At 62.3% G+C, this 13,029-nt stretch carries 15 protein-coding genes; 12 read left to right on the top strand and 3 right to left on the bottom strand.

The window, feature by feature from the left end; genetic code table 11:
• From ACTJJ6_RS09640 to ACTJJ6_RS09625, 4 genes are all read left to right on the top strand, one after another.
• Entirely contained in the window at window positions 1-492 is a 492-nt protein-coding gene (locus tag ACTJJ6_RS09640) for an L-2-amino-thiazoline-4-carboxylic acid hydrolase (RefSeq protein WP_016927618.1), read from the top strand.
• Complete coding sequence (locus ACTJJ6_RS09635) at window positions 489-1,715, top strand: Zn-dependent hydrolase (protein ID WP_440802417.1); 1,227 nt, start codon at window positions 489-491, stop codon at window positions 1,713-1,715. Before ACTJJ6_RS09640 ends, ACTJJ6_RS09635 begins: the two co-directional genes overlap by 4 nt.
• A gap of 82 nt (window positions 1,716-1,797) precedes the next feature.
• Window positions 1,798-2,145 carry an ArsR/SmtB family transcription factor gene (locus ACTJJ6_RS09630; protein WP_004938187.1) on the top strand — a complete coding sequence of 116 codons (348 nt, stop codon included), beginning with the start codon at window positions 1,798-1,800 and terminating at the stop codon, window positions 2,143-2,145.
• A 3-nt stretch (window positions 2,146-2,148) separates the two neighbouring features.
• Complete coding sequence (locus tag ACTJJ6_RS09625) at window positions 2,149-2,682, top strand: SRPBCC family protein (RefSeq protein ID WP_016927616.1); 534 nt, start codon at window positions 2,149-2,151, stop codon at window positions 2,680-2,682.
• Here ACTJJ6_RS09625 and ACTJJ6_RS09620 read toward each other — a convergent pair whose 3' ends face one another.
• Complete coding sequence (locus tag ACTJJ6_RS09620; RefSeq protein WP_016927615.1) at window positions 2,683-3,711, bottom strand: transporter; 1,029 nt, start codon at window positions 3,709-3,711, stop codon at window positions 2,683-2,685.
• Between the two features lie 186 nt (window positions 3,712-3,897).
• On the opposite strand from ACTJJ6_RS09620, the gene ACTJJ6_RS09615 reads away from it, so the two are divergent.
• The 5 genes from ACTJJ6_RS09615 to ACTJJ6_RS09595 all read left to right on the top strand — a co-directional run bounded on the left by ACTJJ6_RS09615 (window position 3,898) and on the right by ACTJJ6_RS09595 (window position 9,050).
• Window positions 3,898-5,508, top strand: coding sequence for an inorganic phosphate transporter (locus ACTJJ6_RS09615; RefSeq protein ID WP_440802424.1), 1,611 nt, complete (start codon window positions 3,898-3,900; stop codon window positions 5,506-5,508).
• Window positions 5,509-5,534: 26 nt separating this feature from the next.
• Window positions 5,535-6,449, top strand: coding sequence for a polyphosphate kinase 2 (ppk2, locus tag ACTJJ6_RS09610; RefSeq protein WP_016927613.1), 915 nt, complete (start codon window positions 5,535-5,537; stop codon window positions 6,447-6,449).
• A 120-nt stretch (window positions 6,450-6,569) separates the two neighbouring features.
• Window positions 6,570-6,995, top strand: a complete 426-nt coding sequence (gene nudI / locus ACTJJ6_RS09605) for a nucleoside triphosphatase NudI (RefSeq protein ID WP_004938207.1) — start codon at window positions 6,570-6,572, stop codon at window positions 6,993-6,995.
• 93 nt (window positions 6,996-7,088) lie between these two features.
• Window positions 7,089-7,925 carry a D-alanyl-D-alanine endopeptidase gene (gene pbpG / locus ACTJJ6_RS09600; protein WP_176063095.1) on the top strand — a complete coding sequence of 279 codons (837 nt, stop codon included), beginning with the start codon at window positions 7,089-7,091 and terminating at the stop codon, window positions 7,923-7,925.
• Between the two features lie 138 nt (window positions 7,926-8,063).
• Window positions 8,064-9,050 carry an LLM class flavin-dependent oxidoreductase gene (locus tag ACTJJ6_RS09595; protein WP_016927610.1) on the top strand — a complete coding sequence of 329 codons (987 nt, stop codon included), beginning with the start codon at window positions 8,064-8,066 and terminating at the stop codon, window positions 9,048-9,050.
• On the opposite strand, the gene ACTJJ6_RS09590 is transcribed toward ACTJJ6_RS09595, so the two are convergent.
• Window positions 9,047-10,351: an aminotransferase class I/II-fold pyridoxal phosphate-dependent enzyme gene (locus ACTJJ6_RS09590; RefSeq protein WP_193842808.1), complete on the bottom strand. Its 1,305-nt coding sequence runs from the start codon at window positions 10,349-10,351 to the stop codon at window positions 9,047-9,049. The genes ACTJJ6_RS09595 and ACTJJ6_RS09590 overlap by 4 nt on opposite strands.
• A 66-nt stretch (window positions 10,352-10,417) precedes the next feature.
• Here ACTJJ6_RS09590 and ACTJJ6_RS09585 point away from each other — a divergent pair, with 66 nt between their 5' ends.
• From ACTJJ6_RS09585 to ACTJJ6_RS09575, 3 genes are read left to right on the top strand one after another with little or no spacing between them, the layout of a single operon-like run.
• On the top strand, window positions 10,418-10,672 hold the full coding sequence (locus tag ACTJJ6_RS09585; protein ID WP_016927608.1) for a hypothetical protein: 255 nt from the start codon (window positions 10,418-10,420) through the stop codon (window positions 10,670-10,672).
• Window positions 10,669-11,385, top strand: coding sequence for a glutamine amidotransferase (locus ACTJJ6_RS09580; protein WP_016927607.1), 717 nt, complete (start codon window positions 10,669-10,671; stop codon window positions 11,383-11,385). Before ACTJJ6_RS09585 ends, ACTJJ6_RS09580 begins: the two co-directional genes overlap by 4 nt.
• Before the next feature lie 3 nt (window positions 11,386-11,388).
• The gene (locus tag ACTJJ6_RS09575) at window positions 11,389-12,231 is read left to right on the top strand and encodes a PfkB family carbohydrate kinase (protein ID WP_440802430.1); all 843 of its coding nucleotides are present in this window, start codon (window positions 11,389-11,391) and stop codon (window positions 12,229-12,231) included.
• A gap of 43 nt (window positions 12,232-12,274) precedes the next feature.
• On the opposite strand, the gene ACTJJ6_RS09570 is transcribed toward ACTJJ6_RS09575, so the two are convergent.
• Window positions 12,275-12,988, bottom strand: a complete 714-nt coding sequence (locus ACTJJ6_RS09570) for a flagellar brake protein (RefSeq protein ID WP_004938226.1) — start codon at window positions 12,986-12,988, stop codon at window positions 12,275-12,277.
• Between the last annotated feature and the right edge of the window lie 41 nt (window positions 12,989-13,029).

The following is a 13,029-nucleotide window of genomic DNA, read 5'->3' as shown; positions in this document are numbered from 1 at the left end:
ATGAGCTGTGCAAATAATGAATTGGGCATTTTGGCCCGCAGAAAGATCGAGGCGGAAATCATCAAACCGATCTACCAGATTCTGGTGCGTGAAATCGGCAAGACGCGCGCTCAGGCAGTGATCGGCGAAGCCATCGAGAATGCCGCCATCGCGGCGGGCAAACAGTTCGCCGCTCAGGAACCGAACGGCGCGGATCTGCGCAGCTTCGCCGCCTTGCAGTACCTGTGGGAAAAAGACGATGCGTTGCGCGTCGAGGTGATCAATCAGGACGAACAGCACTTCGACTATAACGTCACCCGCTGCCGCTACGCCGAGATGTATCATGAGATGGGGCTGGGAGACATCGGCCACCTGCTCTCCTGCGCTCGCGACAGCCAGTTTATCGTCGGCTATGCGCCTGACGTTGAACTGCAGCGCACCCAGACCATCATGTCCGGCGCTCCCTGCTGCGATTTCCGTTACGCCGCCAAAACGCCGGGAGAAAAGCCATGACGCATCGGGTCAACGGCGAGCGCCTGTGGCAAAGCCTGCAGGCGATGGCGCAGTTCGGCGCCATCGCTGACAACGGCGTCACCCGCCTGGCGCTCAGCGAAGAGGATCGTCAGGCGCGCGACCAGCTGCGTCTGTGGGCGCTGGAGGCCGGTTGCAGCGTGCGCGTCGATCGGATGGGCAACATGTTCCTGCGCCGTGAAGGCGCGCGGCCCGAGCTGGCGCCGGTTGTCACCGGTTCTCACGGCGACTCGCAACCCCGCGGCGGCCGTTTCGACGGCATCTACGGCGTGCTGGCCGGATTGGAGGTTATTCGCAGCCTTAACGATCGGCAGATCGTCACCGAACGCGCGATTGAAGTGATCAACTGGACCAACGAAGAAGGCGCACGCTTTGCGCCGGCGATGATCGCCTCCGGCGTGTTCGCCGGGGTATTCGACCTGGAATACGGCCTGACGCGCCACGACGAGCACGGCGTCAGCCTCGGCGAGGCGCTGGAGCGAATCGGCTACGCCGGCGAGTATCCGGTGGGCGGCACGCCGATCCATGCCGCCTTCGAGTTGCACATCGAACAGGGGCCGATTCTGGAAGCGGAGCATCTCGACATCGGCGTGGTGACCGCCGCACAAGGGCAGCGCTGGTATGAACTGGAGGTCGTCGGCTTCAGCGCCCATGCCGGCACCACGCCGATGGACCGCCGCCGCGACGCCCTGCTGGGCTTTGCGGCGCTGGTCACGGCGGTCAACCGCATCGGTTGGGATTTCGCGCCCGACGCGCGCGCCACGGTGGGCATGGCGCAAATTACCCCCAATTCACGCAACGTGGTGCCGGGGCGCGTCTTTTTCAGCGTCGAATTCCGCCATCCAGAGGAGTCAATTCTGGAGCAGATGGAGCAGCGCCTGCTGGCGGTGGTGAACGCCGTCAACGGCGGCGGCCTGACCGCTCGCGCCGAGCGCATCTTCCAGTATCCCCCGATCGCTTTTGATCGGGGCTGCATCGACAGCGTACGTCAAGCCGCGCAAGCGTTGGGCTATCGCCATCGCGACATGATTTCCGGCGCCGGCCACGATGCCTGTTACCTTAACCGCGTCGCCCCGACCGCAATGATTTTCATTCCCTGCGTGGACGGCATCAGCCACAACGAGCGGGAAGATATCACCCCCGCCTGGGCCGCCGCCGGCGCTGACGTATTGCTGAACGCGCTGCTGGCGCACGCCGGCGCCTGATCGTCGCCCCGGTTTCTCGCCGGGGCAAAAAATATTCAACAAAACGGTTGAATATTAGCCCGTCTGTTCTATATTCAACCATATGGTTGAATTATCTTCCTCACAGCTGGACGCCATTTTTCATGCGCTGGCCGACCCGACCCGCCGTTCGATGTTACGCGCGCTGGCCGGCGGTGAGCGCAGCATCGGCGAACTGGCCGCGCCGTTGCAGATGTCGTTCGCCGGCGCCTCCAAGCACGTGAAAGCACTGGAACATGCGGGCCTGGTGCAACGCACCGTGCAAGGAAGAAACCATATCTGCCGGCTCGAACCCGAGCCTATGGCGCAGGCCATGCACTGGCTGCAAACCTATGAACATTTCTGGACTGAACGGCTGGATGCGCTCGAACAGGCGCTGCTGCAGCCCGAACAGCTTCCTCCCAAGGAGTGAACCATGAATGATTACGGCATGATTATCGAACCCGGCACGCTGCGCATCCAGCGGCTGCTGCCCGGCCCCATCGAGCGGGTGTGGGCTTACCTGACCGAATCCGACAAGCGCGCCACCTGGCTGGCGGCTGGCGCCATGAAGTTGGAAAACGGCGCGCCGCTGGAGCTGGAGTTTCGCAACTCCGATCTGGCGGGCGAGCACGAGCAACCGCCGGCCAAGTACAAACAGCACGGCGGCTGCGTCAGCAACCGCGGCCACATCACCTGCCTGTTCCCGCCGCGCCTGCTGAGCTTTACCTGGGCCGAACAGGATCAGGGGCGCCCTTCCGAAGTGACCTTCGAGCTGACGGAACAGGGAAACGCGGTGCTGCTGACGGTCACCCACCGGCGCCTGGCCAACCGCGACGAGATGCTCAGCGTCGCCGGCGGCTGGCACACCCATCTGGATATCCTGCTGGATCGTCTGCACGATCGGGCGCCGCAGCCGTTCTGGAGCACCCATGCCCGGCTGGAAGAAGAGTACCGCGCCCGCCTGTAATTACGACTCGTCCCGGCGCCTGAACGCCAGATAACCGGCGATCAGCGTAAAACTGCCGACCAGCAACACCAGCAGGATAAAACCGTGGTGATTGCTGGCCAGCGGTATCCCCCCGACGTTCATGCCGAAGAAACCGGCGACGATGTTGATCGGCAACGCCAGCACGGTGATCACCGTCAGGGTGTAGAGCGTGCGGTTATTCTGCTCCATCAGCTTGGCACCCAGCTCTTCCTGCAATAGCCGGATGCGTTCGGTCAGGCTGGCGAGATCGTTCAACACCACGGTGAACTCTTCGGTAAACTGCCGCAGATCTTGCACCACCTCGCGGCTCAGCCAGGCCGGCGGCCGGTTCAACAGCCGAAACAGCGCGGCCGGTTCCGGCGCCAACAGGCGCTGAAAGCGCAATAACATGCGGCGCATGCGCCCCAGCTCGGCGCGGTTGCGTTTGACGCGGCGGGTCAGCAGGCGATCCTCGATGGCATCAACATACTGGTTAGCCTGCCGCACCACCTGTTCCAGCACGTCCTCCTGCTCTTCCAGCAGGTGCGCCAGCAGCTCGGTAGACGACGCCAGCTCCAACGCCGTCAGGCGGCCAAGCAGCCGTTCAATCAATCGCACCGGTTTGTGACGCACGGTGACCACCAGCCCACGGCAGCAATAGAGCCACAGCGTCGCCGTTTCCGGGTTGCTGTCCTCAGGGTGGAAAATCACGTCGTTGAGCACGGCGAACAGATCGTCGCCCTGGCGCTCGATGCGCGTCGTGTGGGAACCATGCCGAATTTCATGGAAGAAAAAATCGGAAATGGCGAAATGGTTTTTCAGCCACTTCTCCGCCGCCGCGTGGTTGAGATTGAGGTGCAGCCAGACAAAGCCGTCGCCGGACGGCAAAGCCTGGTAAGCCTGGCAGACCTGTTGCGAGTTCAGGCGCGCCGGCGGCTCACCGGAACGAAACACATGGCCGTAGATCAGCCCGGTCACTTCATCATCGAAATCAAGCTTGTGCATCTTTTCCGCTAACCGTTGCACCATAACGCCTTATCCTGCCTGTTGCCGTTAACCCAAGACCGTCCCCGCTGTTATAACAATCTTTATTTATCGGCGTTAATGATTTTCGCCGTTCCCGATGATTAATATTTTCGTCATAAAAAGGCCACATTCATTCAGAATACTTTTCAGGCGACAGCTACCGCATTCAATCCTCTCAGGAAGGTCATTATGAGCGATAACAGCGCCGTTCAAACGGGTGTGCCGGCCGCATCCAGCCTGCCCAAGCTGCATCAAAAGAACAGTCGACTCACTGTTCTTTTTTTTGTGTTCTTATTAATTCTGGGGATCGCGTTCGCCGGAGTGAACTTATTTAACGACGTCAGCGACGCCGGCGCCGTCTATACCAGTTACATTCCGTTTTTATTATTGGGGCTGGCGCTGCTGATCGCGCTGGGCTTTGAATTCGTCAACGGCTTCCACGACACCGCCAATGCGGTCGCGACGGTGATTTACACCCACTCGCTGTCGCCGATGGTCGCCGTGGTGTGGTCCGGTTTCTTCAACTTTCTCGGCGTATTGCTCTCCAGCGGCGTGGTGGCCTTCGGCATCATTTCGCTGCTGCCGGTTGAGCTGATCCTGCAGGCCGGCACCGGCAACGGTTTCGCCATGGTGTACGCCCTGCTGTTCTCCGCCATCATCTGGAACCTCGGCACCTGGTGGCTCGGGCTGCCCGCCTCGTCGTCGCATACGCTGATCGGCTCGATTATCGGCGTCGGCGTGGCCAACGCCCTGATCCACGGCCGCACCGGCACCAGCGGCGTGGACTGGGGCCAGGCGATCAAGGTGGGCTATGCGCTGCTGCTGTCGCCGGTGATCGGCTTCGTGTTCGCCGGCCTGCTGCTGCTGGCGCTGAAGCTGTTCGTCAACAACCGCCAGCTGTACAGCGCGCCTAAAGACAATAGCCCGCCGCCGCTGTGGATCCGCGGATTGCTGATCCTCACCTGCACCGGCGTTTCCTTTGCCCACGGCTCCAACGACGGGCAGAAAGGCATGGGCCTTATCATGCTGATCCTGGTGGGCACCATGCCGATCGCCTACGCCCTGAACCGTTCGATGCCGCCGGAGCAGATCCCCCGGGTGGCGGCGCTGGCGGAAGTGACCAAAAACGAGCTGCTGCGCCAGTTCCCGGCCGGCGGCCAAACGCCGCCGCGCGAGGTGCTGACCGGCTATGTGCGCACCAGCGAACTGACGCCGGAGGTGGTGCCGGCGCTGGCGCAGCTGGCCGGCGCGATCGGCGATCAAATCCGTCAGTACGGCTCGGTCGACAAGATCCCGGCACAAGCGGTGTCGAACACCCGCAATGACATGTACCTGGCGTCCGAGACCATCAAGCACCTGAAGGCAGAGCGTCAGTTGCAGATCAATCCCGATGCACAGCGCAACCTCGACGCGTTGAAAGGCGAACTCGACAACGCCACCCGCTTCATTCCCTTTTGGGTGAAAGTGGTGGTGGCGATTGCGCTGGGGCTCGGCACCATGGTTGGCTGGCGCCGCATCGTGGTGACGGTGGGCGAAAAGATCGGTAAATCGCACCTGACCTACGCCCAGGGCGCCAGCGCCGAACTGGTGGCGATGACCACCATCGGCGCGGCCGACGCCTTCGGTTTGCCGGTTTCGACCACGCACGTACTTTCGTCCGGCATCGCCGGCACCATGGCCGCCAACCGCTCCGGCCTGCAGATGGCCACCCTGCGCAATCTGCTGATGGCCTGGGTGCTGACGCTGCCGGCCTCGGTACTGCTGTCGGCGGTGCTGTACTGGATCTTCAACCATTTCTAACACCGGGCTGACACGGAGAAAATCTGATGACCATGCATGAATTCAACCGCGATGACGGTTTCAACCAGCGCCTGCTGCAAGAATTTTACGACAGCTACGATGAAGAGCTGGAAATGGAGCTGGACGACCTGCGCTTCGACGCGGCAGAAGTCGACAGCGACGCGAAGAAAGCCTGGCGCAAACAATACTTCCGCGAACTGCTGCGCCTGCAGGGCGAACTGGTGAAGCTGCAGGATTGGGTGATGCGCACCGGCCACCGGCTGGTGATCCTCTTCGAAGGCCGCGACGCCGCCGGCAAGGGCGGCGTGATCAAACGCATCACCCAGCGTCTCAACCCGCGCACCTGTCGCGTGGCGGCGCTGCCGGCGCCGAACGACCGCGAACGCACCCAGTGGTATTTTCAGCGCTATATCGCGCATCTGCCCGCCGCCGGCGAAATGGTGCTGTTCGACCGCAGCTGGTATAACCGCGCCGGCGTGGAACGCGTGATGGGCTTTTGCAACGACGAAGAGTACGAGGAGTTTTTCCGCAGCGTGCCGGAATTCGAAAAAATGCTGACGCGCAGCGGCATCCAAATCGTCAAATACTGGTTTTCGATCACCGATGAGGAGCAGGAGCTGCGTTTCCTCAGCCGCATTCACGATCCGCTCAAGCAGTGGAAGCTCAGCCCGATGGATCTGGAAAGCCGCCGCCGCTGGGAAGACTACACCGAGGCCAAAGAAATCATGTTAGCGCGCACTAACATTGCCGAGGCGCCCTGGTGGGTGGTTCAGGGCGTCGACAAGAAAAAGGCCCGCTTGAACTGCATCACCCACCTGCTGCAACAGGTGCCTTATGAGGAAGCCGAAGGCAACGTCATCACGCTGCCGCAGCGCAAACGCAGCCCGGAGTACCACCGTAACCCGGTGCCGGACAACATGGTGGTGCCAGAAATCTACTGACCGTAGCGCAGAGAGGCGGTTGCCGCAGCTCTGCGCAAATACAACGCTTTGATTTCTCTCACGCTAAGGGGCCAGACCCCATGTTAAAGTGGTTGCTTTCCATTTTGACAGGAGTCCTCCATGCGCCAACGCATCATTGTCTGCCCGCTGATTGAAAACGATAACGCCTTCCTGCTGTGCAAAATGGCGGCGCACAAGGGCGTATTTCCCGGCCAGTGGGCGCTGTCCGGCGGCGGCGTCGAGCCGGGTGAACAAATAGAACAGGCGCTGCGACGCGAAGTGCGCGAAGAGTTGGGCGCCGCGCTGATCCTCGACAACATCACGCCCTGGACTTTCCGCGATGACGTGCGCATCAAAACTTACGCCGACGGCAGCCGGGAGCAAATCTACATGATTTACCTGATTTTCGACTGCCATGCCGCCAACCGCGACGTGACGATCAACGACGAGTTCGACGACTACGCCTGGGTGCCGCGCGAGCGTCTCGCGGACTACGATTTGAACGAGGCCACCCGCTTCACTCTGCGGCAAAAGGGATTGTTGTAACAGTTTGAGCGATTATCGCCCTATTTCCTTCACATTTGCCCGGCAGACTCTTTTGATATTTTTTAATCACTTAGGGTCACTATTGCCGCCGTTATGCTTTTATCTCACGCTTTTCTCCGTCTGCCTGTCCGGCGCTTCGGCGCCGCCCTCCTGTTCAGCCTGCTGTTTGTGTTGGCGCCCGCACATGCGGCTGCGCCGCCGCTGGTGCTGAATGCAAAATCGGTGCTGGTCGTCAATCAACGCACCGGAAAGACCCTCTATCAGAAGCAGCCGAACCGCGTGCTGCCGATCGCCTCGCTCACCAAGCTGATGACCGCCATGGTCGCCCTGGACAGCAAACGTCCGATGGCCAGCAAGCTCAAAGTCACCGCCGCCGATCGCGATCTGCTGAAGAAAACCCATTCGCGCCTGACCATCGGTTCGGTGCTCAGCCGCCGCGACATGCTGCACATCGCCCTGATGTCTTCGGAGAACCGCGCCGCCGCCGCGCTGAGCCGCAATTATCCCGGCGGACGCAAGGCCTTCGTGGCGAAAATGAATCAGAAAGCGCGCGCCATCGGCATGAAACGCGCCCGCTTCTACGATCCGACCGGGCTGACGCCGCGCAACGTGGCGAGCGCCAACGATCTGCTGAAGATGGTCAATCACGCCTATCGCTATCAGTCAATTCGCCGCTTCAGCACCGACAAGCAGCAGATCGTGCGCCCCGGCCGCGGCCAGTTGATCTACCGCAGCTCCAACGGCCTGATCAACAACCCCGCCTGGAAGATCCAGCTGCAGAAAACCGGCTTTACCGACGAGGCCGGTCACTGCCTGGTGATGCGCACCACCATCAAGGGGCAGCCGGTGGTGATGATCCTGCTCGGCGCACAGCCGCGTTACGGCCACTACCGTGACGCCATTCGTCTGAAGGCCTGGCTCGAGGGGTAACACCGCGGCGCTTTACCGTTCTGCGCATATCCAAATCCGTTTTGGATCAATGGAATATCCTATCGCCAATCAGTATTAAGGCGCACGCCGCCCACATGGTATTTGTCTGGCATATCTGATGAGGAAAGGAGCGGGAAAATGGCTTATGCCTTGAGCATATTGGAAAAGAGTCCGATCGCCGAAGGGGAAAGCGCCGCGCAGGCGCTGGCGCGCACGCTGCATCTGGCGCAACAGGCGGAACGCTGGGGATATCGGCGTTTCTGGTTAGCGGAACACCACAATACGCCGCAGCTCGCCTGCCCGTCGCCGGAGGTGTTGATCGGTTATCTGCTCGGCCAAACGTCGCGCATTCGCATCGGCTCCGGCGGCGTGATGCTGCAGCACTACAGCGCCTACAAGGTGGCCGAAAACTTCAACCTGCTGGCGGCGCTGGCGCCGGGGCGCGTCGATCTCGGGGTGGGCAAAGCGCCCGGCGGGCTGCCGCTCGCCACCCAGGCGCTGCAGGCCGCCCATGACCGGCAAAACAAACCGGCCTTCCCGCAGCAGCTGTCGCAGTTGACCGCGTACCTGAACGACGACGCCGAACCGGGCCTGAGCGCCACGCCGTTGCCGCCTCACGCCGCCCAGCGCTTTTTGCTCGGCGCCAGTAAAGAGAGCGCGACGCTGGCGGCTGAATCCGGCTGGGCCTTCGTGTTCGCCGCGCATCTGAACGGCAATCCGCAAGACATTAGAGAAGCGCTGGAGCACTACACCGCACACAGCGGCGGCCGCAAGGGGCTGCTGGCGGTGGCGGCGATCGTGGCGCAGAGCCCGGAGCAGGCCGCGACGCTGGCGGCGGATATTCAGCAATACCGCGTGCACGTCGCCGGTGAGCAGAGCGTGACCGTCGGCAGCCTGGCCCAGGCCGAGAGTTTCGTGCAACAGGCCGGCGCCACCGACTACCGCATCGAGCCGCGAGAAAGCCATGTTCTGCTCGGCACCGCGCCGCAGGTGCATCAGCAACTGGCGCAGCTGCAGCAGCAGTACGGCGTGGACGAGTTCATCATCGACACGCCGATCGCCGAACCGGCCGCCCGGTTAGCTTCGCTGCAGTTACTGGCGGAGGAGAGTTTGACGCCGGCCTAGTTGATCGCCGCCCCGGCCCGCATGGCGTCGGTCAGATCCTGCGCCAGTGGCGCCAACTGCGCCGGCGTGACGTTAGCCAGGCTGACGCGGAGCGCCGGGCCGCCCTTCAGGCGGAAAGGTTCACCGCCCTGCACCAACCACCCCCGCTGCGCCATCAGCTGCGCGGCGGCGGTTTCCGACCGCACCGGCAACCACAGATGCAGCCCTTCACCCACCGCCAGCGCCGTGTGATTCAATGCATTGAGCCGCTGCACCAGTTCATCCCTTCTGGCCTGATATGCCTGTTGCGCCCGCTGCAGTTGCCCTTCCTGCAAGGCCTGTCTCCACAGCCGGGCGGCGATCTGCTGCAAGATATGGCTGACCCAGCGTTCGCTGATGTACTGATCGGCGCGCATCGCCTGCAGCAACGTCGGGTCACCGCAGGCCAGCGCGATGCGCAGATCCGGGCTGAGAAACTTGCTCAGCGACAGCACATACAGGCCGCGATCGCCGTCGAACGGCAGATGCAGCGGCTGCTGCGACAACGGCCCCCAGAAATCGTCGACGATCGCCAGACACTGCGGATTGTCGCGCAGAAAACGCCGCCACTGCTGCGCGCGTTGCGCAGAGAGCGAGACGCCGGTCGGATTGTGGGCGCGCGGCGTCAGGATCACCGCGCCGGCCGCCCCGCTTTCCGGCAACCGACAACCCTGTTCATCTACCGCCAGCGGCAGCGGCCGCAGACGCAGGTGGCGCAACAGCGTCAATAGCGGCGGCCAGCAGGGATCTTCCACCCACACCGCCGCGCCCGGCTGCACATGGCAGCGCAGCGCCTTTTCCATCGCATCCAGCGCGCCGGAGAACACCGCCGGCTCCCCCAGCGCGACGCCCTGGCGGCCGAGCCACTCGCGCCCCAGATCGGTCAATGCCGGCAGATCGCCGCTGATGTCATAACCATTTTGCTGCGGGAACGCCTCCGCCGCGCCAAGCGCCAACGCCGGCAACAATGCGGCATCCAGATTGCCGCTGGCCAGATCGCACATCCCCGCCGGCACCTGACGCGGCGTATAGGCCGCACTCACCGCCGCCAGCGGCGGCTCCAGCACCACCGTTCCCGCCCGCCCGCGCGTCGCCACCAGACCGGCATCGCGCAATCGGGCGTAAGCGCTGGCGACGGTATTCGGATTGACCTCCAGCTCCGCCGCCAGTTGGCGTACCGGCGGCAACAGCTCGCCCGGCCGCAGCGCGCCGTCTTTGATGCGTGCGGCGATCTGCTCGGCAATCTGGACAGCGCCGCCGCCTTTTGCATACAATGAAGTCATACATAAATCCTTTTGTACTAGTTCAAATAAGATTACCCGTTTCCGCGGCCAAAAGTAAGGGGTTCCATGGATAAACATTACGTGCTCGACATTCAGTATGCAGGAAAAGCCTTTGCCCGCCTGCAGATGTTCACCCCCTGGGCAGCCGATCAGCTGGAACAGGCGTGCGCGCTGTTCCCGGCCGCGCAGGGTTATCAGGTGCAGCTCAGCCAGGTCAGCGAACGCCGCATCGTCTACCAGAGCGGCGCGCAAGGCATCACGGTGCTGGGCGAGTCGCTGGCGCTGACGCCGTTCACCCACGCTAGCGAGGTTAAACAATGAAAAAAGCCGTCGCCATTCGACACGTCAATTTTGAAAACCTGGGTATCCTCGGTTCCCTGCTCTCGCTGCGTGGCTATCAGATCGATTATTACGATGCCGGCCGCGATGATATTCGTGCTATCAATAATGAAGAGACCGATCTGTTGGTGGTGCTCGGCGGGCCGATCAGCGCCGCCCAGCACTTTTCCGGTGAGCAGCGCTACGATTTTCTCGACCATGAATTGGCGTTGGTCAAACAGCGCCTGGCGCAGCGGCGACCGACCCTCGGGGTGTGTCTCGGCGCGCAGGTGATCGCCCAGGCGCTGGGCGCCGACGTGATCTCGCTCGGCGTCAAAGAGATCGGCTTCGCCCCGCTGACCACGCTCGCGGCACAAGACGACTCGGTGCTGGCGCCGCTGGCCGATACGCCGGTGCTGCATTGGCACGGCGATATGTTCATGATCCCGGACGGCGCCCGCTGCCTGGCCGGCACGGCGATTTGCCCGCATCAGGCTTTCGACTATCAGGGGTTCGCGCTCGGCCTGCAGTTCCATCTGGAGGCGGATCACCGCGATATCGAACGCTGGCTGATTGGCCATGCCTGCGAGCTGGAACTGGCCGACATCGCGCCCCAGAGCCTGCGCGAACAGGCGGCGCGCCACGGCGCGCAGCTGGAACAGCGCGCGCGGCAGGTGTTCGCCCGCTGGCTGGATAATAACGAACCAAGGATGTAACTCATGCAACAGGCTTCACCCTTGCGGTCACCGTCCATCGACGTGATCAGCATTCAATCTCAGGTGGTCTACGGCAGCGTCGGCAACGGCATCGCCTACCGCGCTCTGCTGAAAAAGGGGCTGGAAGCGCTGCAGGTGCCCAGCGTGCTGTTCGGCTGCCCGCCCTATTACGGCAAGCCGCACGGCGGCGTCATCTCCGGCGAGTGGTTCGGCGGTTTTCTCGACGATCTGATCGCCCGCGGCGTGATGAAACGCACCCAGGCGGTGATCGTCGGTTACCTGGGCGACGTGATGCAGTGCCATATTCTGGCCAACTGGCTGCAGCGGGTGCGCGCCCTCAATCCGCAGATAAGGATCTATATCGATCCGGTGATGGGCGATTACGGCGAAGGGATCTACGTGGATGAGCGCATCGTCAACTGCTATCGCTCGCCGTTCCTGCGGCTGGCCAACGGCCTGACGCCGAACGGTTTCGAACTGGAGCAGCTGTGCGGCCGCTCTCTGAGCAGTCGGGAGCAGACGCAACGCGCCGCGCAGGCGCTGTTGAACGACACCACCGAATGGGTGCTGGTCACCAGCGCGCCGGGCGTGGCACAGCGCGAAGACGAGGTGGGATTGATGCTGGTCACCCGGCAGGAAACGCAGTGCTTTACCCATCCGAAGGTTAAATCGGCGGTCAAAGGCACCGGCGATCTGTTCACCGCACTGCTGGTGAGCCATCTGCTGCGCGGCGCCGCGCTCGACGCGGCCGTGGTCGCCGCCGGGGGCGAAGTGTGCGACGTGCTGGCCGAAGCGGCGCATTTCGGTTGGGAAGAGATCGGCAGCCTGCGGGCGATAAAGCCGTAAGGCCGGTGGAGAGTCAGGGGCAGCGTGCCGCCCCTGATACCTATCAGCGTTTTTTCTTTTTGTTGAAATCCAGCTCGAAGGCGAACACCGCGCTCTGAATTTTGCGTTCCATCGCCAGCCCCAGCTTGAGGAAACGGCACGACAGGCGCGAGAAGTGCACCACCTGATCGTTATCGTCGGTTTCCTGATCGTCGTTGACCACCACCAGCTCCATGTTGACCTTGAAGCTGCCGTAGCTGCCCAGATCCAACTCCGCTTTCTTGAACTGCAGGCCTGGCTGGAAGAAATCCGGCAGCGGGCCGTCGAAGCGCAAACCGACGCCGCCGGCGGACAGATCGTGGATCCGCAGCTCGTACGGCGTGCCGTCCGGGTATTCGCCGGTACAGAAGAATTGGCGCCAGTGCGGCGTGGTGATGCGGAACTGACGGCGGCGCTGGATGTAAACCAACTCCTGCGGCAGCCGGGTCGAGCAGGCCTGGACGCCCTGATGTTCGGTCAATTCCGCCTGGCCGACGGAAAACTCGATTTTGGCGTCGTGGCTTTCAATCACGATGGTGCAGGCGCCGTCGATGGCGTTTTCCGCTTCCTCACCGCTAAACACGATATTGTCCGGCCCGACGCTCAATAACAGACTTTGAAACCGGTGCTGCTGATTTTCTACGCGCAGCGGCGTGCGTTGTTTGCAAATTTCACGCAGAATCGCCAGAACTTCAAAACGCTCCCGTTTGATAAACAGTCCGTTATCGCTGTGCTCCACACGTCTCTCCTGACTTTTTTTCTAATGACGTATTACGTATT

The sequence above is a fragment of the Serratia sp. 22278 genome, from assembly GCF_052045405.1.
GTDB classification, from domain to species: Bacteria; Pseudomonadota; Gammaproteobacteria; order Enterobacterales; family Enterobacteriaceae; genus Serratia; species Serratia marcescens.
This window is presented reverse-complemented; position numbering and strand designations above follow the sequence as displayed.

Bases quoted from the DNA above. Each gene is read 5' to 3' on its own strand.
- ACTJJ6_RS09640 (WP_016927618.1), top strand. From the start codon at position 1: ATGAGCTGTGCAAATAATGAATTGGGCATTTTGGCCCGCAGAAAGATC.
- ACTJJ6_RS09635 (WP_440802417.1), top strand. From the start codon at position 489: ATGACGCATCGGGTCAACGGCGAGCGCCTGTGGCAAAGCCTGCAGGCG.
- pbpG (WP_176063095.1), top strand. From the start codon at position 7,089: ATGCTTTTATCTCACGCTTTTCTCCGTCTGCCTGTCCGGCGCTTCGGC.
- ACTJJ6_RS09580 (WP_016927607.1), top strand. From the start codon at position 10,669: ATGAAAAAAGCCGTCGCCATTCGACACGTCAATTTTGAAAACCTGGGT.
- ACTJJ6_RS09615 (WP_440802424.1), top strand. From the start codon at position 3,898: ATGAGCGATAACAGCGCCGTTCAAACGGGTGTGCCGGCCGCATCCAGC.
- ppk2 (WP_016927613.1), top strand. From the start codon at position 5,535: ATGACCATGCATGAATTCAACCGCGATGACGGTTTCAACCAGCGCCTG.
- nudI (WP_004938207.1), top strand. From the start codon at position 6,570: ATGCGCCAACGCATCATTGTCTGCCCGCTGATTGAAAACGATAACGCC.
- ACTJJ6_RS09585 (WP_016927608.1), top strand. From the start codon at position 10,418: ATGGATAAACATTACGTGCTCGACATTCAGTATGCAGGAAAAGCCTTT.
- ACTJJ6_RS09630 (WP_004938187.1), top strand. From the start codon at position 1,798: ATGGTTGAATTATCTTCCTCACAGCTGGACGCCATTTTTCATGCGCTG.
- ACTJJ6_RS09595 (WP_016927610.1), top strand. From the start codon at position 8,064: ATGGCTTATGCCTTGAGCATATTGGAAAAGAGTCCGATCGCCGAAGGG.
- ACTJJ6_RS09575 (WP_440802430.1), top strand. From the start codon at position 11,389: ATGCAACAGGCTTCACCCTTGCGGTCACCGTCCATCGACGTGATCAGC.
- ACTJJ6_RS09625 (WP_016927616.1), top strand. From the start codon at position 2,149: ATGAATGATTACGGCATGATTATCGAACCCGGCACGCTGCGCATCCAG.
- ACTJJ6_RS09620 (WP_016927615.1), bottom strand. From the start codon at position 3,711: ATGGTGCAACGGTTAGCGGAAAAGATGCACAAGCTTGATTTCGATGAT.
- ACTJJ6_RS09590 (WP_193842808.1), bottom strand. From the start codon at position 10,351: ATGACTTCATTGTATGCAAAAGGCGGCGGCGCTGTCCAGATTGCCGAG.